25 protein-coding genes are annotated in these 22,259 nt (G+C 72.0%); 12 read left to right on the top strand and 13 right to left on the bottom strand.

Annotation, left to right across the window (positions count from 1 at the left end; genetic code table 11):
* Positions 1-71: 71 nt before the first annotated feature.
* The 5 genes from QUV83_RS10985 to QUV83_RS10965 all read right to left on the bottom strand — a co-directional run bounded on the left by QUV83_RS10985 (position 72) and on the right by QUV83_RS10965 (position 4,676).
* Positions 72-1,691, bottom strand: coding sequence for an FAD-dependent oxidoreductase (locus QUV83_RS10985; RefSeq protein WP_289564564.1), 1,620 nt, complete (start codon positions 1,689-1,691; stop codon positions 72-74).
* A gap of 6 nt (positions 1,692-1,697) precedes the next feature.
* Positions 1,698-1,991 (bottom strand): hypothetical protein, encoded by a 294-nt coding sequence (locus tag QUV83_RS10980; RefSeq protein ID WP_066582916.1) that lies wholly within the window; start codon positions 1,989-1,991, stop codon positions 1,698-1,700.
* A gap of 131 nt (positions 1,992-2,122) precedes the next feature.
* Positions 2,123-2,524 (bottom strand): four-helix bundle copper-binding protein, encoded by a 402-nt coding sequence (locus QUV83_RS10975; RefSeq protein ID WP_289564563.1) that lies wholly within the window; start codon positions 2,522-2,524, stop codon positions 2,123-2,125.
* Positions 2,525-2,647: 123 nt separating this feature from the next.
* A complete protein-coding gene (locus QUV83_RS10970) occupies positions 2,648-3,571 on the bottom strand; it encodes a pseudouridine synthase (RefSeq protein WP_289564562.1) in 924 nt (307 codons plus the stop codon).
* 31 nt (positions 3,572-3,602) lie between these two features.
* Positions 3,603-4,676 carry a LacI family DNA-binding transcriptional regulator gene (locus QUV83_RS10965; protein WP_289564612.1) on the bottom strand — a complete coding sequence of 358 codons (1,074 nt, stop codon included), beginning with the start codon at positions 4,674-4,676 and terminating at the stop codon, positions 3,603-3,605.
* A 293-nt stretch (positions 4,677-4,969) separates the two neighbouring features.
* Here QUV83_RS10965 and QUV83_RS10960 point away from each other — a divergent pair, with 293 nt between their 5' ends.
* From QUV83_RS10960 to QUV83_RS10930, 7 genes are all read left to right on the top strand, one after another.
* Positions 4,970-6,277, top strand: coding sequence for an ABC transporter substrate-binding protein (locus QUV83_RS10960; RefSeq protein ID WP_289564561.1), 1,308 nt, complete (start codon positions 4,970-4,972; stop codon positions 6,275-6,277).
* A 1-nt stretch (position 6,278) separates the two neighbouring features.
* A complete protein-coding gene (locus QUV83_RS10955) occupies positions 6,279-7,241 on the top strand; it encodes a carbohydrate ABC transporter permease (protein WP_289564560.1) in 963 nt (320 codons plus the stop codon).
* Positions 7,238-8,062, top strand: coding sequence for a carbohydrate ABC transporter permease (locus QUV83_RS10950; RefSeq protein WP_289564559.1), 825 nt, complete (start codon positions 7,238-7,240; stop codon positions 8,060-8,062). Before QUV83_RS10955 ends, QUV83_RS10950 begins: the two co-directional genes overlap by 4 nt.
* Positions 8,059-9,078 (top strand): alpha/beta hydrolase, encoded by a 1,020-nt coding sequence (locus tag QUV83_RS10945; protein ID WP_289564558.1) that lies wholly within the window; start codon positions 8,059-8,061, stop codon positions 9,076-9,078. The genes QUV83_RS10950 and QUV83_RS10945 overlap by 4 nt, the downstream gene beginning before the upstream one ends.
* Entirely contained in the window at positions 9,075-10,559 is a 1,485-nt protein-coding gene (gtfA, locus tag QUV83_RS10940; protein ID WP_289564557.1) for a sucrose phosphorylase, read from the top strand. Before QUV83_RS10945 ends, gtfA begins: the two co-directional genes overlap by 4 nt.
* Before the next feature lie 88 nt (positions 10,560-10,647).
* Positions 10,648-10,857, top strand: coding sequence for a type II toxin-antitoxin system VapB family antitoxin (locus tag QUV83_RS10935; RefSeq protein ID WP_289564556.1), 210 nt, complete (start codon positions 10,648-10,650; stop codon positions 10,855-10,857).
* The gene (locus QUV83_RS10930) at positions 10,854-11,324 is read left to right on the top strand and encodes a PIN domain-containing protein (protein ID WP_289564555.1); all 471 of its coding nucleotides are present in this window, start codon (positions 10,854-10,856) and stop codon (positions 11,322-11,324) included. The genes QUV83_RS10935 and QUV83_RS10930 overlap by 4 nt, the downstream gene beginning before the upstream one ends.
* A 61-nt stretch (positions 11,325-11,385) precedes the next feature.
* Here the strand turns inward: QUV83_RS10930 and QUV83_RS10925 are convergent, their stop codons facing one another.
* The 4 genes from QUV83_RS10925 to QUV83_RS10910 all read right to left on the bottom strand — a co-directional run bounded on the left by QUV83_RS10925 (position 11,386) and on the right by QUV83_RS10910 (position 13,827).
* Positions 11,386-12,021 (bottom strand): hypothetical protein, encoded by a 636-nt coding sequence (locus QUV83_RS10925; RefSeq protein WP_289564554.1) that lies wholly within the window; start codon positions 12,019-12,021, stop codon positions 11,386-11,388.
* A gap of 22 nt (positions 12,022-12,043) precedes the next feature.
* Entirely contained in the window at positions 12,044-12,409 is a 366-nt protein-coding gene (locus QUV83_RS10920) for a hypothetical protein (RefSeq protein ID WP_289564553.1), read from the bottom strand.
* 184 nt (positions 12,410-12,593) lie between these two features.
* Positions 12,594-12,815, bottom strand: a complete 222-nt coding sequence (locus tag QUV83_RS10915) for a type II toxin-antitoxin system Phd/YefM family antitoxin (RefSeq protein ID WP_289564552.1) — start codon at positions 12,813-12,815, stop codon at positions 12,594-12,596.
* 61 nt (positions 12,816-12,876) lie between these two features.
* The gene (locus tag QUV83_RS10910; protein ID WP_289564551.1) at positions 12,877-13,827 is read right to left on the bottom strand and encodes a siderophore-interacting protein; all 951 of its coding nucleotides are present in this window, start codon (positions 13,825-13,827) and stop codon (positions 12,877-12,879) included.
* An 81-nt stretch (positions 13,828-13,908) separates the two neighbouring features.
* Between QUV83_RS10910 and QUV83_RS10905 the strand changes: the two genes are divergently transcribed.
* On the top strand, positions 13,909-14,700 hold the full coding sequence (locus QUV83_RS10905; protein ID WP_289564550.1) for a hypothetical protein: 792 nt from the start codon (positions 13,909-13,911) through the stop codon (positions 14,698-14,700).
* Positions 14,701-14,749: 49 nt separating this feature from the next.
* Positions 14,750-15,349, top strand: a complete 600-nt coding sequence (locus QUV83_RS10900; protein WP_289564549.1) for a DivIVA domain-containing protein — start codon at positions 14,750-14,752, stop codon at positions 15,347-15,349.
* 6 nt (positions 15,350-15,355) lie between these two features.
* On the opposite strand, the gene QUV83_RS10895 is transcribed toward QUV83_RS10900, so the two are convergent.
* Positions 15,356-16,474 carry a VIT1/CCC1 transporter family protein gene (locus QUV83_RS10895; protein WP_289564548.1) on the bottom strand — a complete coding sequence of 373 codons (1,119 nt, stop codon included), beginning with the start codon at positions 16,472-16,474 and terminating at the stop codon, positions 15,356-15,358.
* A 181-nt stretch (positions 16,475-16,655) separates the two neighbouring features.
* On the opposite strand from QUV83_RS10895, the gene QUV83_RS10890 reads away from it, so the two are divergent.
* Entirely contained in the window at positions 16,656-17,081 is a 426-nt protein-coding gene (locus QUV83_RS10890) for an ATP-binding protein (RefSeq protein WP_289564547.1), read from the top strand.
* Between the two features lie 39 nt (positions 17,082-17,120).
* Here QUV83_RS10890 and QUV83_RS10885 read toward each other — a convergent pair whose 3' ends face one another.
* Positions 17,121-18,551, bottom strand: a complete 1,431-nt coding sequence (locus tag QUV83_RS10885; protein WP_289564546.1) for an amino acid permease — start codon at positions 18,549-18,551, stop codon at positions 17,121-17,123.
* A 156-nt stretch (positions 18,552-18,707) separates the two neighbouring features.
* Between QUV83_RS10885 and QUV83_RS10880 the strand changes: the two genes are divergently transcribed.
* On the top strand, positions 18,708-19,640 hold the full coding sequence (locus QUV83_RS10880; RefSeq protein WP_289564545.1) for an FKBP-type peptidyl-prolyl cis-trans isomerase: 933 nt from the start codon (positions 18,708-18,710) through the stop codon (positions 19,638-19,640).
* Between the two features lie 88 nt (positions 19,641-19,728).
* On the opposite strand, the gene QUV83_RS10875 is transcribed toward QUV83_RS10880, so the two are convergent.
* On the bottom strand, positions 19,729-20,352 hold the full coding sequence (locus QUV83_RS10875) for a hypothetical protein (RefSeq protein ID WP_289564544.1): 624 nt from the start codon (positions 20,350-20,352) through the stop codon (positions 19,729-19,731).
* 267 nt (positions 20,353-20,619) lie between these two features.
* Between QUV83_RS10875 and QUV83_RS10870 the strand changes: the two genes are divergently transcribed.
* Positions 20,620-21,828 (top strand): exonuclease domain-containing protein, encoded by a 1,209-nt coding sequence (locus tag QUV83_RS10870; protein WP_289564543.1) that lies wholly within the window; start codon positions 20,620-20,622, stop codon positions 21,826-21,828.
* Between the two features lie 75 nt (positions 21,829-21,903).
* On the opposite strand, the gene QUV83_RS10865 is transcribed toward QUV83_RS10870, so the two are convergent.
* The gene (locus QUV83_RS10865) at positions 21,904-22,158 is read right to left on the bottom strand and encodes a TM2 domain-containing protein (RefSeq protein ID WP_289564542.1); all 255 of its coding nucleotides are present in this window, start codon (positions 22,156-22,158) and stop codon (positions 21,904-21,906) included.
* Positions 22,159-22,259: the final 101 nt, after the last annotated feature.

Below are 22,259 nucleotides of genomic sequence, written 5' to 3'. Positions count from 1 at the left end.
TGCCACGTGCGGACCTTCTGAGTGCGAGGTTCGACCGCCAGCGCAGGATGACGCCCCGGCCGGTCAGCCGCCTAGTCGGCTGGCGTGGGGGCCGGCGCGTCCATGCCCGGCACCTGCCGCCGCTGCGCGGGCTTGGCCGGCTCCGTGGGCTCCAACGGCGCCGTGGCCGGGCCCTCCAACGGCGCCCCGGTCGCGTCGAAACGCGAGCCGTGCAGCGGGCAGTCCCAGGACCGCTCCGCGTCGTTCCACGTGACGATGCCGCCCAGGTGCGTGCACACCCCCGAGACCCGCCGGGTCACCCCACCGACGGTGCACACCGCCTCGGGGTGCCGGAACCGGGCCCGCTCGATGCGCCCCTGCCCCTCCGGCGGGGTGGGCCGCTCCGCCACCGCCGGCCAGGGGCGCAGCCAGTCGGAGGCCAACCGGATGCCCACCTGCGCGTTCCACCGGGTGGCGGTCCCCGCGCCGATCACCAGCTCACGCGGCCGCCACGGCCGCCAGTCGGCGGCCCAGCGCGGAGGATGGTCGCCCAGCAGCTCGGCGGCCATCACCAGCGCCGCCGCCACCGCCGTCGTCATCCCCCACTTGTCGTACCCGCTCGCGAACAGCACACGCCCGTTCGTCGGGACGAGGCGCCCCACCAGCGGCAGCCCGTCCGACGAGGCGTAGTCCTGCGCCGACCACGCATGGGTCACCACAGCGCCCGGGAAATGCCGCTCGGTCCACCGGGTCAACCGGCGCAGATGCGCTCCCGTGGGGCCGCCGCGACCGGTCACGTGGCCGGCGCCGCCCACCAGAAGCAACTCGCCGACGCCCGCCATCGACCCGCCGGCCCCCACCATCGGCGTGCTGCGCACCGAGCGGGTGTCGCCGTCCGACGACAGGTACATCCCGGGCGGCAGCTCGCCAGGAGCCCGGCACGCCAGCGCATACGACCGGCGGGCCTGCAGGCGGCCGAAGAACCCCCCGCGATCGAGCACCGGGGCGCCCGTCGCGAGGACCACCGTGTCACTGCGGGTGTCCCCACGCGTCGTCCGCACGACATACGTCCCCGCGGGCTCGCGATGAGCGCTCAGCACCCTGGCCCGGTCGACGATGCGCCCCCCACGGGCCACCAGGTCGTCCGCGAGCGCCGCGAGCACGTCCATCGGGTCGAGTTGCGCCTGATCGGGCAACTCCACGGCCCCGACCACCGCCGCCGGCAACTCCAGCTCGTCACGCCACTCGACGGGCAGGCCGAGCCGCTCGGCCACGCGCATCTCCTCGTCGACCCGGGCCAACCCGGGCCCTGTGGTCGCATACGTCACCGCGGGCCGCCGCTGATACGGCACCCGATGCTCGTCGCAGTACCGCAGCAGCCAGTCCATGCCCTCGCGGCTGCCCTCGAGGTACGACTCCTGCACCGGCTCCGGGTGCCGCCGCGCGATCGAGGACAACCGCGTGCCCTGCAACAGGCTCACCTTGGCCGTCGAGCGGCCCGTGGTCCCCGCGCCCACCCAGCGCGACTCCACCACCACCACCGACCAGCCCGCCCGGGCCAGCAGCAGCGCCGTGGCCAGGCCCGTCAGGCCCGCGCCGACGACCACCACGTCATGCGGATCCGCCAGCTCGTCGGAAGGCCCCGCGCCGCCATCGGTGGCGGGGGCCCGCGCGTCAAGCCGGTCGAGCCACAGCGACGTGCGCGCGACCATGGTGGATCAGGGTGTGGACCGGTAGTCGGAGTCAGTGGTCCCGCCGAGGTCGGGGCCGCCGGAGGCGCCGGTCGTCGAGGAGCTGGGCGACGAGACGTCCGGCGAGGGGCTGGCCCACGGGTCGTCCGAGGATCCCGACGTGGCCTTGCTGCGCAGGTCGCTGACCTTCTCCTGCACCCGCGGGTCGTTCCACGAGTCCGTCAGCTTGGCCTTCACCTTGTCGAGCTTCTCGCGCCCCGCCGGGGTCCCGAGTAGGTACCCGAGTCCGGCTCCGAGGACGAATGCCGCCTTGCCCTTCATGTCAGGCCTCCACTCGCTCGTACTCCGTCAGTGCGTGCTGACGAGCGTAGGCGGGGGCGTCGTCGCCCGCCTCCTGGCAGCGGGAGCGCGCCCCGGCTGGACGACGGCGCCGTGATTCGCGGGCGCGCTGCTCAGGCGAACGCGTCCAGGAGCTCGCGACACGCTGCCTCGCACTCACGGCAGGCCTCGGCGCACACCCGGCAGTGCTCGTGCATGCCCGCATGCTGCGCGCACTCGTCACCGCAGGCACGGCACGCCGCGATGCACGCCTCGAGATGCGCCCGGGTGACGCTCGCGTCGTACCCCCCGTGGCGCGACAGGATGCGCAGTGTGGCCCCGCAGCTGTCGGCGCAGTCCAGGTCGGACGTGATGCACGCCCGCAGGTCGGCGACCATCTCCTCGCTCAGACACGCGTCAGCACATGCGGTGCATGCCTGGGCGCAACTCCCGAGCGACTCGATCGCCCGGACCAGGAGTCCGCGGTCGAGGGTGATCTCACCGGGGTACGCGTCGAGCATCGCCTTGGTCTTCATCGCACTCTCCGTCCGTCGTCACGCCAGCACGATGCTGACCCTTGGGACGCTAGGAGCGAGTCAGGACGCCCGCATCTGGGCGGCGAGGTGACGCGGGAACCGTGGCGGGCGCGCGCAGGAGCCTCAGGCCTCGGCGGTGAGCGGCAGGCGCCGGACGCTGCGGAATCGGCGGGGCTTGCCGTCGACGGGGTCGGTGAACGCGAGCTCCCCGGCGAGCAGTTGCAGCGGGCTGCTGAAGTCGTCGACGGGGATGTCGCGGACCACCGGGTACAGCGGGTCGTTGACGATCGGGATGCCGAGCCCGTGCAGGTGCAGGCGCAGCTGGTGGGTGCGTCCTGTGCGGGGCGTCAGGCGGTAGACCCCGTGGCCATCCACCTCCGACTCCAGCTCGATGAGCGTCTCGGCGTTGACCGGCGCCCCGGGCGCCACCTGCGCCTGCCACGCGCCGCGCTCCTTGTGGATGTGGTTGCGCACGACGGTCGGCAACTCCAGGTCGGGCCGCAGTGGCGCCAGCGCCCAGTAGGCCTTCTCCACCGCGCGACGCTCGAACAGGCTCTGATACGGGCCACGCCACTGGGGCTCCGTGGCCAGCATCAACAGCCCAGACGTGACCCGGTCCAGGCGGTGCAGGGGCGACAGGTCAGGCAGGCCCAGCTCCGCGCGCATGCGCACGACCACGCTCTGCATCACATGCCGGCCGCGCGGGATCGAGGAGAGGAACGCGGGCTTGTCGACCACCACGAGCCGCTCGTCACGGTGCACCACGTGGATCGGGGCAGTCACCTCGGGCTCGTCGCGCAGGTCGCGGTGGAACCACACGAACTGATGCGGCGCGAAGGGGTCGTCCTCACGCACCGCGCGGCCGGCCTCGTCGACGAAGCGCTGCTGCGCCAGCATCGCCGGCACGTCGACGTGCTCGGGCAGCCGGTGGCGCAGCCACTGGCCCATCGTCGCCCACTCGTCCGGCCGGGAGCGGTCGCGATCGGGGGTGCGCAGCCACGCGGCGCTCAGGCCATGGCGGGCCGGGAGCGGGGAACGGGGAGGCACCCGGCGATGGTACGCAGCGTTCCGATGACTCCTATCCGCTGGCGTGGGTCGGGCGGCCGTGTGGCGATGGGGGCTGGGCGGGCGCCAGTGAGCCGCGCGAGGTCAGGGGCAGCGGCAGCCGGTGCACGTGGCCCGGCGCCGTGCCCACGCCGTTCTGCACCGCGTCGATCAGCAGCTCGACGGCCCGCCTGCCGAGTTGCTCGTGGGGGATGGCGAAGGTGGTGACGCCGGGGCGCATCCACTCGGCGAGCGGGTAGTTGTCGAACGACACGATGGAGACGTCGCCGGGGATGGAGAGCCCGGCCTCGTGGAGCGCCTGGTAGGCCCCGAAGGCCAGTCGGTCGTTGAAGCAGATGATCGCGCGCGGCCGCGGGTGCTCCCGCAGCAGGTCGTTCGTCGCGCGCCAGCCCTGCGGGGGCAGCCATTCGTCGCACAGGTGGCCGGATGCGGGCTCGAGCCCGGCGCCGGTCAGCACCTCGCGGATCCCGGCGAGCCGCTCGACGCCTGCCACGGTGTCGGGCGGCACGTCCTGCGCGTCCGGCCCGGCGCCGATGAGGTGGATCTCGCGGTGCCCGGAGTCGAGGAGCAGGCGTGCGGCGGCGCGTCCGGCCTCCCTCTCGTCGGGGACGACGGCGGGAGCGCTCGTGGGCTCCTCCGGGAGGGTGTTGAGCAGGACGGTCGGGATCCGGTCGAGCACGGCCGGGACTGAGCGTGTCCGCGTGAACATGGAGGTGAGGATGATGCCGTCGACTTGCCGGTCGTGCATGGCCTCGAGCAGCGCGGACTCGGTCTCGGGATCGCCCTCGGTCTCGCCGATGAAGAGCATGAACCCGTGTTCGCGGGCGGCCTCGATGGCGCCCTTGATCATGTCGCCGGCGAGTTGCGATGTCGCGACCGTGTCGGAGACCAGTCCCAAGGTGCTGGTTTTTCCTTTTCGCAGCCCGATTGACACGATATTCGGCCGGTATGACAGATCGGCGGCGGCCTCTCGAACGCGCTTTTGGACAGGCTGCGAGATGCGCAGCTCGTCGCCGCGCCCAGAAAGCACCAGAGATGCGGTCGGCGACGACACGCCAGCGGCGCGTGCTACATCGGCCAAGGTCACGCGGCTGTTGCCCACCTGACTCCCCTCGTCGCTTCGGGATCCTAGACGGAACGAAGCCCGCGCCTGTTGACGGCGAACCAGATCCCCCACAGATCGGGCGTGATTGATCTGTGACCTCCCGCTGGCTTGACATTGCCAGCCCCGAGTAGAGAGCATCCTCGTGCTAAGCCGATTTAGCAAGCCGATCCGGGCCCCACCGGATGCGTTCTGACGAAAGGGAGACGACGTTGTCTCGAGCCTCTGAGAGAACCCGGCGCAGCACTGTCACGGCAGCGCTGTGCCTGGCAAGCCTCATGACCATTGCCGCCTGCGGCGCACCCGGCGCCACCACGGGCGACGACACCAAGCCCACTGCAGGAAACGCCATCGCCTCAGGCGAGGCGCCGACGTGCGGCTCCGACGACGTCGTGCTCAGCGCGTACATCGAAACGGGCTTCCCCCTGCCCAAGGCCCTGACGGAAGAATTCACCGCGCAGCACCCCAACGTGACGTTCGACATCCGCGAGGACCAGTTCGCCGTCATCACGCAGAACGCGCCGCGAATCCTCGCCGACAACCCGCCGGACCTGATGCGCCTGCCGCAGATGTCCGACCTCGCGAAGGACGGGCTCCTGCTCGATCTCGACCCCTATGCGGAGGCATTCGGGTGGGATGAGTGGCCCGCCTCGCAGCTCCTGCAGATGCGCGTCGACGATGAGGGTCGGCGCGGCGACGGGCCCCTGTACGCGATGGGCCTGAATTACTCGATGACGGGCATCTTCTACAACAAGGAGATCGCCGCCGAGCTCGGCATGACCGAGGCGCCGCAGACCCTCGCCGAGCTCGACGCGCTGCTGCAGAAGGCGAAGGACGCCGGCTACAACCCGATCGGCCAGTTCAACGGTGGCGCGACGGGCGGCCTCGCCTTCCCGCTGCAGGCGCTCATGGCCTCCTACGGCGACGCGTCGAAGATCAACGCCTGGACCTTCCAGCAGCCCGGCGCGACCATCGCCACCCCGGAGAACATCAAGGCCGCCGAGCACCTGGACCAGTGGATCAAGGCCGGCTTCTTCGCCGATGACGCCAACGCCATCGACTACGCCACGATGATGAGCCGTTTCATCGACGGCAAGTCGCTGCTGATGTTCAACGGCGACTGGGAGTCCGGCAACCTCGACGCCCAGATGCCCGGCAACGCCGGCTTCTTCCTGCTCCCGCCGGTCGAGGCGGGCGGCAAGGTCGGCGCGATGTCCGCGCCCCTGACCTACGGGATCGCGGCGAAGGCCAAGAACGCCGACTGCGCCGCGTACTTCCTCGACTGGATCGCGACGAACGACGAGGGCAGGACGATCGCCGTCGAGATCGGCGGCTCGCACCCCATGGGCCAGACGGGCGCCTTCATGCCCAAGGTGGACGCGGACTCCGTGACAGCCCAGACGCTGGCCGCGGGCACCACCATCGGCGAGGACGACGGCGCGATGGAGTTCATCGCCAACGCCACCGGTGAGATCTACGCCAAGAGCTGGACGCCGAACCTGCAGAAGCTCGTCGCCGGCCAGCAGACGCCCGAGGGGCTCCTCACCGCCGTGCAGGCCGACTACGAGAACCAGATCGGCGGCTGACATGACAGCGACGACCGGAACGCCCGGTCGCCGCGAGACGGTCGAGCACCCCGCGACCAGCCAGGAGGCCAGGCGCCGCGCCCTCAAAGCGCGGCGCCTGCGCCGGGGCTGGGCGGCGCTCGCCCTCGTGGCGCCAGCGGCCCTCTTCTACGGCGTGTTCGTCCTGCGGCCGCTCGCCCTGACGTTCCAGTACTCGTTCTACGACTGGAACGGCGTGACCGAGGCGACCTGGGTCGGGTGGGACAACTACACCCGGCTCCTCGGCGAGAGCGAGATGCTCGGCTCGATCGCCAACGCGCTCCAGCTCATCATCTACTTCTCGTTCGTGCCGGTGATCCTCGGGCTGTTCGCGGCGGCGACCATCCGCAAGTTCGCCACCAGCCGGCTGGCGATCATCTCGCGCACGGTGCTCTTCCTCCCCCAGGTCATCCCCCTGGTCGCGGCGGGCATCATGTGGACCTGGCTGATGGCCTCTGACGGCCTGGTCAACCAGGTGCTGCGCGCCGTCGGGCTCGGCTCGCTCGCGCAGGCGTGGCTCGGCAACTTCGACACGGCCCTGCCCGCCGTCGGCGCCATCGGCGCCTGGGTGGCACTCGGCCTGTGCATGCTCCTGCTGCTCGCCGGCATGACCAAGATCGACCCCGCGCTCTATGAGGCGGCCCGCATCGACGGCGCAGGGGCGATCCGCGAGTTCTTCGCGATCACCCTCCCGAGTCTGCGCCAGGAGATCGGCGTGTGCGTCACCGTGACGGTCATCGCGGCGCTCGCCAGCTTCGACATCATCTACATCTCGACCCAGGGCGGCCCGGGGAACAGCACGCTCGTGCCCGGGCTGGAGATCTACTACCTGGCCTTCTTCAGCCGGGAGATCGGACAGGCATCCGCCCTCGCGGTGGCCTTCATGCTCCTCGTGCTCGCGATCGTGCTGCCCATCCAGCGACTCACCAAGGACAGTGACTCATGATCGCCTCCCGCCAAGAGAAGTGGGTGGGCAACTCCCTCCTGGTCCTCCTGATGGCCGTGACGATCATCCCGTTCCTCACGCTCTTCGTCACCGCGCTGCACCCGGCGGGCACCTACCCGTCGGGGCTGGAGTGGCCCGAGGAGCCGCACTGGGAGAACTTCGCCGCCGCGTTCCAGTCCGCCAAGATGGGCAAGCTGCTGCTGTCGAGCGCGCTCATCGTCCTCGGCGTGGTCCCCGTCGCGCTGCTCATCGCCACACTGGCGGGGTTCGCGCTGGGCCACCTGCGCCCGCCCGGCCACCGGTGGATCTTCCTGACGTTCCTGCTCGGGCTCACGCTGCCGTTCCAGGGCGTCATCGTCCCGCTGTATTACCAGATGCGGGAGTTCGGCCTGCTGAACACCCGGTGGGCCATCATCCTGCCGTTGATCGGGCTGTACATGCCGTTCGCGGTCATGTGGATGCGCGCGCACTTCGTGAACATGCCGACCGACCTCTCCGAGGCGGCGCGGATGGACGGCGCGAACACGTGGTCGCTGTTCACCAAGATCCACCTGCCGTTGTCGATGCCCGCCCTGTCGTCGCTGGCGATCCTGCTGTTCCTGTGGACGTGGAACCAGTTCCTCCTGGCGGTGGTCCTCGTGGACGACTCCACGAAGCGGACGATGGCCGGCGCCCTCGGCGCGTTCCAAGGGCAGTACGGGACGGACATCCCGCTGCTGTGCGCCGGGTCGATCCTGATCCTCACCCCGACTCTGATCGTGTTCCTCGTGTTCCAGCGCCAGTTCGTCTCGGCACTCCTGCAGGGAGCGATCAAGGGATGAGCTCTGCACTGCCCCCGTTCGACCCCGAGATCTCGCTCGCGTTGGCCGAACAGGCCGACATCGTCGTGACGTCGCTGGCCCCGGACGAGATCGACGCGATCCGAGCCCGTGCCACCCCGCCGGACATCCACGCCGTGGCCGCGGACGCGGGCTGCACTGTGACCGAGCACCGTGCGCCGGGCCGCGACGGGGACGTGCCGGTCACTGTCCTCCGGCCACAGGACAGCGCTGGGCCGCTGCCCGTCCTCCTCCACCTCCACGGCGGCGGCCTGATCGCCGGAGCCGTCGCCGACAACGTCGACGCGGCCCTGTCGGTGGCGCCCGGGTGGGCGGTCGCCTCCGTCGACTACCGGCTGGCGCCGGAGCACCCCTACCCCGCAGCCGTGGAGGACGCGTACGCGGCGCTCGTCTGGCTCGTCTCGGAGGGGGAGCTCCTGGGGATCGATCCCACTCGGGTGGTCGTCACGGGCTTCAGCGCTGGTGGCGGCCTGGCCGCGGCACTCGCACTGCTCGCGCGAGACCGCCACGGCCCGCCGCTGCTCGGCCAGCTCCTCGTCTACCCGATGCTGGACGACCGCAACGACAGCGCCTCCGGACATCAGATGGCAGGCGCCGGCTCGTGGGACCGCACCGCTAACGCGACCGGCTGGGGCGCCTATCTCGGCGCCGACGCGGGAGGACCGCACACCCCGGAATACGCGTCCGCCGCCCGGGCCGACACCCTGCAGGGCCTGCCACCGGCGTTCATCGACGTCGGCTCGGCCGAGACGTTCCGCGACGAGTGCGTCGAGTACGCCGCCCGCCTCTGGGCCGATGGCGGCGACGCCGAATTGCACGTGTGGCCCGGCGGCTGCCACGGGTTCGACGGGCTCGCCCCGTCCGCCCGCCTCTCCGTCGCGGCGCGAGCCGCAAGGGCGAGCTGGCTCGAGCGCCTCCTGGCCCGCACCCCGAGCGAGGCGGCGCCCGCTGCCCACCCGCATCCGCCGATCCGCACCCTGACGGAGTCCCTGACGTGAACACCCGCCCCCAGCTCATCGCCTACGCCGACCGCCTCGCCGGAAGCGTCTCCGGGCTCGCGGACCTGCTCGACGGGCCGCTCGCAGGAGCGTTCGGCGGCGTGCACGTGCTGCCGTTCTTCACCCCGCATGACGGCGTCGACGCGGGCTTCGACCCCCGCGACCACGCCACCGTCGACCCGCGGCTCGGGACGTGGGACGACATGCGCTCGCTGGCGCAGGGCCGCACCGTCATGGCCGACCTGATCGTCAACCACATGTCCGCGGAGTCCGAGCAGTTCCTCGACGTCCGCGAGCGCGGGGACGCCTCGCCGTGGGCGCCGATGTTCCTCACGCTCTCGTCGGTGTTCCCCGACGGCGCCGCCGAGGCGGACCTGGCGCGCGTCTACCGGCCCCGGCCGGGCCTGCCCTTCACCACGATGACGCTGGGCGGCGAGCGGCGCCTGGTCTGGACGACCTTCACCTCCGACCAGGTCGACATCGACCTGCGCACCCCGCAGGCCTGGGACTACCTGGACTCCGTGGTCGACGCGCTCACCGCCGGCGGCGTCACCCAGATCCGGCTCGACGCCGTCGGGTACACCGGGAAGCAGGCAGGCACGGACTGCTTCATGACCCCCGCCACCGACGAGTACACCGAGCGGATCGTGCAGCGGGCCCACGCGCGCGGCGCCTCCGTGCTGGTCGAGGTGCACGGCCACCACACCCAGCAGATCGAGATCGCCCAGAAGGTCGACCACGTCTACGACTTCGCCCTGCCGCCGCTCGTGCTGCACGCGCTCACCGCCGCCGACCTCGAGCCGCTGGCCCACTGGCTGCGGATACGCCCGGCGAACGCGATGACGGTGCTCGACACCCACGACGGCATCGGCATCGTCGACGTCGGGCCGTCCGACCTGCGCCCCGGCGAGCCCGGCCTCCTCGAGCCCGACCAGATCGACGCGCTCGTCGAGGCGATCCACCACAACAGCGGCGGCGCCTCCCGCCGTGCCACCGGTGCGGCCGCCTCGAACCTGGACCTCTACCAGGTCAACTGCACGTTCTACGACGCCCTGGCCCGCGACGACCAGCGGTACGTGCTCGCCCGCCTGATCCAGCTCTTCGTGCCGGGCACGCCACAGGTGTACTACGTCGGCCTCCTCGCCGGGGAGAACGACATGGACCTGCTCCAGCGCACCGGCGTGGGCCGTGACGTCAACCGCCACCACTACACGCCCGACGAGATCGCCCACCACCTCGAGCGCCCCGCAGTCCGCGCGCAGCTCGACGCGCTGCGCGTCCGCGCCGCCCACCCCGCATTCGACGGGGCGTTCACCTGGGACGTCCAGGGCACGCGGGGTCGGATGACGTGGACGGCGGGCGACGAGCACGCCGAGCTTGACTTCGACGTCACGGATGGGGCGTACGCGATGACGGTCAGCGCCGGAGGGGGCGTTGTCGACGTCGTGTCGTCCGGGAGCCTGGCGGCGCGCGTCGGCTGATGACGCGGGCCGAAGTGAGGGGGCGTGACATCCGCGGTGGCCGGTCATATGATTATTGACGTCGTTCTATATGACCCGGAGGCAGTTCATGGCGATGACCAGCGTGGACCTTCCCGAGGACCTCGTCGCTGAAGCGATGCACGCCCTCGGGGCGAAGACCAAGCGCGAAGCGATCACCAGCGCACTGGAGGACGTCGTGCGCCGGAGCCACCAGCGCGAAGCCCTGGGCGCGCTCAGCCAGATGACCTTCGCCAGGGACCTGCTCGATCCGGAGGTTCGTGCGCAGGCGCGCCGGTGAGCACGTCCAGCGCGCGCCGTCCGAAGCCCGCGCCCGTCCGACCGGAACCCATTGCGGGCCTGCGCTACCTGATCGACAACAGCGTGTGGGCGCGCGTGCCGACCTCCCCGACGATCGCGCAGCGCGTCGCGGACATCCAGCGTGATCACACGATCTGCGTGACCACCGCTCAGATGCTCGAGCACGGGTACAGCGCCAGGAACCCTGTCGAGCTCGACACCTCACATCGGGCGATGTCGACGTTCACCGTGCTGCACATGTCGCCGACGACGCACACCGTGGCACTCGGCATCCAGCAACGGCTGTGGCACAACGGGCTGATCCGGTCCGCAGGGGCGTTCGACACTCTCATCGCCGCCGTCGCGATCGAGCATGACGTGACAGTCCTGCACTACGACAGGGACTTCGAGCACATCGCCTCGGTCGTCAGCGAGTTCCGCGAGGAATCGCTCGTCGATCTCCGTTGAGGGCGGTCAGCGACGAACTCGATCAGGCCATGTCTGCCCGGGCACACGCGCGCCGGATGGCTCAGGCTCCGGCGCCCGCCACCTGCACGCCGCCCGCCCGCACCCGACGCTCACCGGCGATCGCCGTCGTTGCGAGGACTGCGAAGACGGCGGTGGTGAGCGCCAGGACCACCACCCCTGATGTCGAGTCGTAGGGCGGCACGGTGTTCGCTGCCCCGTTGAGGTTGATGAACGGCCCCACGGCAAGGAGGACCACTCCCGGGATCCACAGCCCTGAGTCCTTCCCACGCCAGCCCACGATCACCAGGCCCACGCCGAGGAAGAACTCCGCCCCGAGGAAGATCGGCCCCCACATCCCGAAGGGAACGAACAGGAGCCCGAGGAGCATGGCGGCGACGACGCCGAAGCCTTCACGCCCAGGCTGCGCGCGGACGACCCCGTGAATGACTGACGTGACGGCAAGAATCGCGAGGAACGTCAATCCAGGGATCAGCGCACCGATGACAGATCGATTGCCCTCGGCGCGCATGCTGGTGAGGATCACCAACGCGACAGTCACGGCAACGAGCGGCGCTGATCGCGCGTACCGCGCAGCTCGGTGTTCCGGGTGGCCCGTATCGTCGCTGATCGACCGCTTCATGCCGTCAAAGTAGCGGTCCGCGCTCCCCAGAGGTGTGACAACCGGGGCGATTTCCACCTTCTGGGCCGGACGATGGCCTCTAGTCGTCGATGACGATGCGCACGTCGAGCTCATCCGAGGACGGAGCCTCGGGCGGCAGCGCGATCGTCGTCGTTGTGTAGGCCAGGTCTGCCGTGCACGGGCCCGACGCCCGCGGCGAGGTGAAATGCACCGTGAGAACCCCATCGGCGAACTCCGCGCGATCGAGCTCCGTGGGGCAGGACGAGCTGCCGCCGATGTAGACGTCGACGAGCCGCTCCTCGCCCCGCACCACCGCGCCGCTGTGGCCAGGGTCCGCTGACACCCCGGCGGGCAAGCCCGCGCGCTGCGAGATCACCAGATCGTCGCCAGGGCTGAGGAACCAGACGGCGGCGAGGGCCACGAGGGACAGGGCCGCACCCACCATCACCACACGGAGGTATCGCGCCCGCCTGCTCAGGGAACCCACCTCCTCATGGAGCCCACACGGGGTGCCGATCTCGCGGAACTCTGCGAGCGCCTCGTCACGGATCGCCAGGGCGGCGAGCGTCGGTCGAACGGGTCCCGATGCTCCCACGGCAGGCGCGTGTGCGTGTCGAGCAGGCGCCCCCTCACTCCCATGCCGCCAGCCCACCCTCAGTCATCGGCTCGAAGAACGAGTCGGGGATGTCGGGGCCGTTCATGATCCCGAACTGTCGCGGCTTACGCTCTGCGGGCACGAGGCGCACCACAGGGGTGCCGTCGCGCGCGATCCATACCTCCTCGCCGCGTTCCGCACGGGCCAGCAGGTCAGACAGATTCGCTGTGGCGTCCTGCACGTTGACCGTGAGCATGACACCTACTCTGCCTAGACCAGACGGGCTGGCCCAAGGGTCGCAGAGCGAGCGAACGTGGTCACGCGCCCTCCGCGCGCCCCTCGCGCCAGTACCCCATGAACGCCACGGACCGCCGGTCGACGCCACGTTCGCTGACGAGGTGGCGGCGGAGTTGCTTGATGACGCCGGCCTCTCCGGCGAGCCAGGCGTACAGCTCGGTGGAGCGGGTGAGCGGGGCGCCCTCGGGGTCGATGGGCACCTCCCAGAGGATGCCGGTCTCGATGTCGACGTCCTCGATGCTGGTGGCGGTGGGGCCGATCGGCGGGGCGAGGAGCCGTTCGGCGGCTGCGTGGACGGCGGGGATGAGGTGGGCCCCGTGTGCGGCGCCGTCGCGGGGCAGCCAGGTGACGCGGATGCCGGGCGGGCTGTCGATGGGGAGGATGTCGGCGGCGCTGGGCACTTCGAGGACGGCTTCGCCGCGGGCGTCGGGCTGGAGCTCTTCGAGGATGGACGCGATGGCGGGCACGGCGGTCTCGTCGCCGGCGAGCAGCACGGCCAGGCTGTGCTCGGGCTGCACCCATTCGACGCCGCCGCACCAGCCGTCGTACCGGGCGTTGGGGCCGCAGATGGCCAGGGTGTCGCCGGGGGCGGCGCGCCGGGCCCAGCGGGTCGCGGGGCCGACGTCGCCGTGCAGCACGATGTCGACGTCGATCTCATGGGCGTGCTGCCGGACGGCGCGCACGGTGTAGGTGCGCAGCAGTGGGCGCACGTCGTCGGGCATCGCGCGCCAGGCGCCGTACCAGTCGCCCTCGCCGCACAGCGCTGTGACGGCCGTCGGGGAGGTGTCGCCGGGGGCGGCGAGGATGAGCTTGATGCGCTGGTCGAGGCCGGTGTCGGCGAACTGGTCGAGGTCGGGGCCGGTGAACGTGATCCGGCGGAAGCTCGGGGTGAGGTCCTCGACTCGGGCGACTTCGACGGCGAAGACCCGGAACGGGCTGACGACCGCGGGAGCGGTCAGCGTTGCGCTCACAGGACACGTCCTTCGTGTTGAGGTATGCCTACCCTAACTGCCCTCAACCACTGGTGGCTGTGTCGCCGCTCACATCGTGGCATGCGCCCTGCGGGGGGTTGTCGCACCAAGGTCCTGCTCGTGGCGATCTGGCCCGCACGCTGGCAGGATGCGGCCGTGGCGCACCGCTCGGAGCGCCGGCCGACAGGAGCTGCCGCCGTGATCACCGCCCAACAGGTCCGCGAGATCTCGTTCGCCCGCACGCGGGGCCCCGGCGCGTATGACGCCGCCGCGGTCGACAACATGATCCGGCGCGTCACGGCCACCCTCGACGCGCTCGAGCAGGGCCGGACGGCCAGCCCTGACGGGACGCGACTGCTGCTCCCCCGCGACATCCGCACTGGCGAGCCGCCCGCGGCCACCGACGGCGCCGTGGGCTATCAGTCGGAGGATGTGGACGAGTTCCGCGTCCAGCTCGTCGCCACACTCGAGGAGTACGTGCGTCGGCATGCCGGGCCGCGCCGCAAGGCCTCCGGCGCCGAGCAGCAGACTCCGGCCGCGGCGCCGGCGAGCAGGCCGGCGGCGGCGGCCACGCCCGCACCGATCACGTCGACGCCCTCACCCGCCGCCGTGTCAGCGGCGACGGTCTTCGCCGCGGCGACCGCGGCCACCACCGCCACCACCCCGGCCCCCCGACTGACCACCGCCCAGAACCTGTCGTCGGCGCCGGAGGGCCTCACCGCGTACGACGTCGTGCTCGGGCTGCAGACCGCGCGCGCCGCGCTGTTCGGCGACCAGCGGGACCACCTCCTCGTCCGGGCGCCCGATGGGACGCTCACCCGCGTGGTGGCCGTCGACACCGTGGCGGACGGGATCGTCGTGCACGCCCGCTGAGCCGCCTCCCCGCCCGGCCCCCAGTTCCGCACCAGCCCAGGAGTCCCCCGTGATCACCGCCGACCAGCTCCGCCGCCGCGCACTGTCGAGCAGCTACCGCTCGGACGGCTACGACCAGTCCCAGGTCGACCACTACCTGGAGCTCGCCGCCGCGACCCTGTCGGCGTTGGAGGAGGGCCGGTCGGGGTCGAGCACGGCCGCGACGATGCTGCTCCGGGAGATGAAGACCGCGAAGTTCGGGCCGCGCCGATCCGGGGCGGGTTATGCGTCCAGCGAGGTCGAGGCGCTCCGCACGGGCGTCGTGGCGGCGTTGGAGGCGTATGTCGGATCGACTGCGCCCGCTGCGGGGGCAGCCCGCCCACAGGCGGCGGCGCCGGCAGTCCACCCGACCCCGACCCCGACCGCCACCCCGCCCGCACAGCCAGCCCCGCGGCCCGCCGCACAGCCGGCCACGTCCCCCACCCCCGGCGGCTACGGCGCCCACGGCGAGCTGGGCGCCTTCGACCTGATCATGCGCGTGCAGAGCGGCCGCACGACGCTGATGGCCACGCGGGGCGAGCGCATCGTCGTGCAGACCGCCTCGGGGGCGCTGCACGCCATCGAGTCCGTGGAGGCCACGCCCGACGGCGTGGTGCTCAACCTGGCCTGACGGGCGTCAGCTGACCGTCGCGCCGAACAGCAGGCCCAGCACGTACGTGGCCCCCGCGGCGCCGTAGCCGATGGCGAGCTGGCGCAGGGCCCTGCGCAGAGGCGGGCCACCCGAGAGGACTCCCACAGCCGTGCCGGTGCCCAGCAGCGCGATGCCGACCAGCGCCGACGCGATCGCCACAGCCGCCAGGCCCTCGACGCCAAAGAGGTAGGGCAGCACGGGGATCAGGGCGCCCGACGCGAAGAAGCAGAAGCTCGCGGCGGCGGCGCCCATCGCGGTGCCGATCGTGTCGTGCTCCTCGGCCTGCTCGCCGTCGACCGCCGCGGGCATCCCGAACGCGGGCGCCTGCGTGGAGCCGAGCGAGCGCAGCACCTGGTCTGCGCGCTCATGGGCGTCATCCGGGGACATGCCGCGAGCGCGGTACACGAGGGCGAGCTCGTTGGCGTCCACGTCGAGGTGCGGCAGCGCCGCGTGGGCATGCTGGCCGGGGGTCGAGGCCTCCATCAGCTCACGCTGGGAGCGCACCGACACGTACTCCCCGGCGGCCATCGACAGCGCCCCGGCGAGCAGCCCGGCCAGGCCGGTGAGCAGCACCGTGGCGTTGGACGCGCCACTGGCGCCGATGCCGAGCACGAGCGCGAGGTTGCTGACCAGTCCATCGTTGGCGCCGAAGACGGCAGCCCGGAACGTCCCGGAGATGCGGTTGCGCCCGCGCAGCGCGAGGCCTCGCACGACCTCCTCGTGGATCCGCTCGTCGGCGGCCATCGTGGCCGTGGCGTCGACGTCGGACTCGTAGCTGGAGCGGGCCTCGGCGCGCTGCGCGAGCGCGAGGACGAACACGGAGCCGAACCGGCGCGCGAGCCAGCCCAGGACGCGGGTGCGCAGGTCACCGCGCAAGGGGCGCCCGACATCGTCACCGAGCAGGCCCAGCCAGTGCGACTCGTGCCGGCGCTCCGCCTCGGCGAGGGCGAGCAGGATGTCGCGCTCCTCCCCGGTGCGCCGGCTGGCCAAGTCACGGTAGACGGCCGCTTCGGCGCGCTCGTCGGCGAGGTACTGGCGCCAGCGGCGGATCTGCTTGCGGTCCGGCTCCCGCGGGGCCTGCGGGCGGGCGTCGTCGGTGGGCATGACGGCGATCATCCCATCTCCCCACCACAGCCTGGCGGGACCGTCGGCGGCCGCGGCGACCAGGGATCACCCGCATGCCCGACGCTCTCGAGTTGCTAGGCGGGCAGGTGTACAGAACGGTGGTGCATGCGCGCGACGGCTGAACGAACCGGAACCGCCCGCGCACGACGAGGGGGCAGAGATGCATGCCGAGACACGAATAGAGCCAGACACCGCCGCCGTGGCGCCCGCACGCCGCTGGGCGCGCGAACGGCTCGCCGAGGCCGGGGTGGGCGGTCCTGCACTCGACCTGCTCGTCCTCCTGGTCAGCGAGGCCGTCACGAATGCCGTGGAGCACGCCGATCCGCCGGTGCTGCTGCGGGTGGACGTCGACGCTGTGCGCACTCGCGTGGAGGTCTCCGACGGCGCCCGCGCCGAGCCGATACTGCGCAACCCGCCGCCCACCGCGGAGGGTGGCCGCGGGGTGATGTTCGTCGACCGCCTGGCCTCCCGATGGGGCACGTTGCCGCACGCGGACGACGAGAGCAAGACCGTGTGGTTCGAGTTGGTGCACGACGACGCGCCCACCGAGCTGGCGCCGAGCCCGCACGCCCGCACCGACGACTGACCGCGCCGCACAACGAGCCGCTGAGGCGACAGGCGCCCCTTAGCCGCGCCCGATGACCTGTTCAGCACGGCGGCGTCGCAGCACGCCCCGCACGGCGTAGATGCCGATGAGCACCCCGCACAGCCCGACCGCCGAGGCGAGCTGGCCGCGGGCGTCGGCGTCCGTGAGCATCAGCACCATGAACGCGACGAGCAGGCTGAGCGTCGCCCAGGACAGCCACGGGTGGCCCCACATCCGCACGGTCAGCAGCCCGTCGCGCTCGAGCCGGGGCCGCAGCCGGATCTGCGCCACCGCGATGAACAGCCACACCAGGATCAGCGAGGCCCCGGCGGCGCTCAGCAGGATGCCCAGCAGCGTGTCCGGCAGCAGCCAGTTGAGGCCCACGCTCACCAGGGCGCACGCCACCGACAGCCCCACGGCGCCCACGGGCGTGCCCTGCCGGGACACGCGGAGCAGCATCCGGGGGCCGTCGCCGCGGCGGGCCAGCGAGTAGGACATGCGCGAGGTTCCGTACACGTTCGCGTTGAACGCGGACAGCAGCGCGATGACCACCACCGCCTCCATGAGCACCGGCAGGCCGGGGATGCCCGTGCTGCTCAGCACGGCGACGAACGGCCCGGAGACCAGCTCGGGCGCGTCCCACGGCAGCACCAGCACCATGATCGCCACCGAGCCGATGTAGAACAGCAGGATCCGCCACACCACGCTGCGGGCCGCGGCGGCGATGGCGCGGCGCGGGTCCCGCGACTCGGCGGCGGCGATGGTGACGATCTCGATGCCCCCGAAGGCGAACACCACCACGAGCAGCCCGGCCGCGATGCCGCCCACGCCCTGCGGCGCGAAGCCCCCATGTCCCAGCAGGTTGCTGGTCCCCACCGGCTCGGAGCCCGGCAGCAGGCCCAGCGCGAGCAGGGCGCCCACCACCAGGAACAGCACCACCACGGCGACCTTCAGCGACGCGAACCAGAACTCGAACTCCCCGAAGTTGCGCACCGCCGAGAGGTTCACCACGGCGAACGCCGCCACGAGCAGCAACGCGATGGCCCACTGCGGCAGCACGGGCAGCCAGCCGTGGATGATCTGCGACGCGCCGGTGATCTCCACGCCGAGCACCAGCACGAGCGTCGCCCAGTACAGCCAGCCGAGGGTGAACCCCGCCCATCGGCCGATGCCCTCGTCGGCGTAGGTGGAGAACGAGCCGCTGGACGGCAGCGCGGCGGCCATCTCGGCGAGCATCCGCATCACCAGGACGACGAGCACGCCGGCGACGACGTAGGACACGAGGATCGCGGGCCCGGCCAGGGCGATGCCCGCCCCGGCGCCCAGGAACAGCCCGGCGCCGATCGCGGAGCCGAGGCCCATCATCGTCAGGTGGCGCACCTTCAGGCCGGTGCCCAGCTGCTCGGCCGAGGGCTCGCCGGCGCCGGGCTGCTCAGGCGCGGGGGCGCCAGTTCGGGGGGTGGGCTGCACGGTGTGAGGCTAACGAGTCGGCCCGGGAACGCCCTGGGACCCGGGATCCTGCGGATCACGAGGCGTCACCACCCAGCGGACACCCAGGGTTCTCGCGTACCGTCGTCGAGTCCGCCGCCCTCCGGGACGGGACAACCGACCTGAAGGATTGAATCCGTGCGCCGACGACTGGCAGCGTCCACTCTCGCCCTCGCCCTGCTCCTCGCGGGCTGCTCCGGTGACAGCGGGTCGGACGACCCCACCTCGTCCCCCGACTCGAGCAGCACCACGGCGGCCACCGCCTCCGCCGAGGACATCGCCGCCCTCGAGGCCGTCACCGTCGAAGGGGACCTGGGCTCCGAGCCGACCGTCACCTACGACGCCTGGCCGTTCACGGTCTCCGCCGCCGTCGCGCGCGTGGTGTCCGAGGGCACGGGCGCCCCGCTCGAGGAGGGCCAGGTCCTGACCGTCGACTACGTCGCCGTGTCCGGCGTGGACGGGTCCACCGCTGGCAGCACGTACGGCTCCACGCATGAGGCGATCACGCTCGGCGACGTGAACATCGTCCCGCAGCTCAACGAGGTGCTCACCGGCCAGTCGGTGGGCGCGCGGGTGCTGCTCGCCGTTCCCGGCGCCGACGGCGCCACGATCATGGCCATCGAGGTCGTCGACGCCGTGACCGTCCCGGACCGCGCCGAGGGCGAGGCTGTCGCCCCGGTCGAGGGCCTGCCCACCGTCACCCTCGCGGAGGACGGCGAGCCGTCGATCACCCCCGTCGAGGGCGACGCCCCCACCGAGCTCGTGGTCCAGCCGCTCATCCAGGGCTCCGGCCCGGCGGTCGAGGCCGGCCAGGCCGTCACCGTGAACTACAGCGGCTGGCTGTGGGACGGCACCGCGTTCGACTCGTCGTGGGGCTCCACGAAGTTCACGACGACGATCGGCGCCGGCCAGGTCATCCAGGGCTGGGACCAGGGCCTCGTCGGCCAGACGGTCGGCAGCCAGGTGCTGCTGGTCGTGCCGGCGTCGCTCGGGTACGGCGACACGGCCACCGGCACCATCCCGGCCGGGTCCACGCTGGTGTTCGTCGTGGACATCCTCGCGGCCTCCTGATCTGACCCCGCCTGGCTGATCCGGCCGGGCATGACGAAACCCCGGGACTCCTCGACGGAGTCCCGGGGTTTCGTCGTCTCGCGCGCGATCAGTCCCAGGTGAGCTGCCAGCAGTGCTCGCCGGGCCGCCACGGGTTGACGCGGCGTTGCAGCTCCTGTGGCATGCCGTGGGCGTCGTCGAGGCCGTACCCATCCCGGGCGGACTCCCACAGCGTGGTGCAGTCGCAGGCGCCGTCATGCGGCCAGCCGGGCACGTGCAGGTCCGGCAGCGCGTAGAGGAAGACTCCCTCGGCGGTGATCCGCTCGTCGCCGCGGGCCGGGCCGACGGCGTGGCCGTGCACCTCCACCACCCCCGGGTGCGCGACTGCCGAGCGGAGCGCCGCGCCGAGGGTCGGGGAGTCGCGCTGGGTCGTGGCGAGCTGTGTCTCGGTGAGCTGCGACAGCAGCTGGTGCGCGCCCTCGGCCCCGAGCCCGGCGAATCGCACCAGCCCGTCGTCGCCGTTGACCTCGTGCACTGTGCGCCGGGAGCCGAGCGGGCGGTAGTCGTGGTACGCCCACGGCACGTGCTCGGAGGTGGCGAAGGGGGCCAGCACGTCGGCGACGGCGAGCGTCCACCCTCGTGGGCCGAGCTCGCCGGGCGCCCGCGGCAGCATGCCCGCCTCGAGCTGCGCCTCCCACATCCCGGCCACGTCGACCGTCTCGACACTCTCCACCAGAACCGCCCCCTGTCGCCCCCTGCTGCACCGGGCGCGCCAGACTGGTGCCTGCGCTTCCTCGCACCGGCACGCCCCGGATCGATCCTGGTGGACCGGCTGAGGTCTCCGCTCGGCGACACTCCGGCCGTAGGGCCCTGACCAGCACAAAGAGTGAACGACACTCGCCACACATGTCCACTACGTGGAATTCGCGTGGGACGACGCCCGAGACGGTCAGGCCGTTCGTCCCCATTCGCGGCCTCACGCATACGCCAGGCTGGCCACATGACCGGCTACGCCGTCCTCGATCTCGAGACCACAGGCTTCTCCACCACCCGCGATGACCGCGTGCTCGAGGTCGCGGTGGTGCTCCTGGACGAGCGGGGCGAGGTCGAGCGGGAGTGGTGCACGCTCGTCGACCCGGGCCGCGAGGTGTGCCCGGTGCAGCTCGGCGGCATCCCCCGTGCGGACCTCGCGTTGGCGCCGACGTTCGCGCAGGTCGCGCCGTGGCTGCGGCGGCTGCTGGGCGGCCGGGTGCTCGTGGGCCACAACGTGGGCTTCGACGTGCGCTTCCTGCAGGCGGAGCTGGACCGCGCGGGAGTGGCGCTCCGCCTGGACCCGGAGCACTGCCTGTGCACGATGCGGCTCGCCCGGGACCGGCTGCCCGGCGCGTCGCGCGGCTTGGCGGTGTGCTGTGAGCTCGCGGGGGTGCCGTACCACGAGGCGCAGTCCGCGCTCGACGACGCTCGGGCGAGCGCGGGCCTGCTGCGGCACTTCCTGAGCACCGGCAGCCTCGACGGCCTGGGCACAGCCCTCGTGGAGCAGGACGGGCCCGATGTGGAGGAGCCGGCCGCGGTGCGCCGCGGCGACAGCGACTCCCTGCACCACTGGCTCGCGACCCTCGCGGACCGCCTCCCCCGGGTCTGCGAGCCGCCGCAGGCCGACGAGTACCTGGACCTGCTGGACCAGGCCCTGCTGGACCGCGCGCTGTCGGCCCAGCACCGCGGGTCGCTGCTGGCCGCCGCGCAGGAGGCCGGGCTGGACAGCGCCACCGTGGACGAGTTGCACCGGGCCTACCTGGGGGCGATCGCGCGGGCCGCGCTCGTCGACGCCGCCGCGGGCGGCCGTGGGCTCACGGATGCGGAGGCCGCCGAGCTGCGCGACATCGCCGACGCGCTGGGCCTGGACGAGGGCGACCTCACCGTCGCCCTGGCGCCGCCGGGCACGCCCATCCAGCGGCCGCTGATCGGCCTGGAGGAGGGCGATCGGGTGGTCTTCACCGACGACCTGAGCCGCCCCCGGGACGAGTGGCACGGCCTCGCCCGTGAGGCCGGGCTCGTGCCCTGGTCACACGTCACGCAGGACACCCGGCTCCTGGTGGCGTCCGACCCGGACGCCCTGGGCGGCAAGGTGCGCACGGCGCGCCGGCACGGGATCCCAGTCCTCACCGAGCAGGCCTTCGCCGAGCTGCTCCCCTCGACGCCGGTGGCCTGAACGCTGTCGCACGCCAGGTGGACGGCCGGAGGGCCCGGCTCTCGATGAGCCAGGCCCTCCGGTGTCGCGCACGGGTCACCAGTTGATGAGCGCGCGGCCTTCCTTGTCCTCGAACTTGCCGATGAGGATCATGATGAAGTCGAACAGCGTCCAGAAGCCGAAGCCGCCGACGGTCAGGATCATCGCGACGCCGGTGCCGATCTTGCCGACGTAGAAGCGGTGGACGCCCAGGAACCCGACGAGGAATGCCAGGACAGCGGCGACTGCGCGGCTGCGCGTGCTGCTGTTGGGGTCGAGGACACGGGCCGCGGGAGCAGCGGTCTCGGACATGTAGACCTACCTATCTGTGAGGGTTTCTGACAAGCGGACGCAACGTAGTGGCCCCTCGTCGGACTGGCGATGCCGAGCCCACAGGGTAAACGGACATATCC

Origin of the sequence: Cellulomonas cellasea (assembly GCF_030372105.1) — a bacterium.
Classification (GTDB): Bacteria; Actinomycetota; Actinomycetes; order Actinomycetales; family Cellulomonadaceae; genus Cellulomonas_A; species Cellulomonas_A cellasea_A.
The sequence above is the reverse complement of the archived record's forward strand: the minus strand, read 5'-3'. Positions and strand labels throughout refer to the sequence as shown.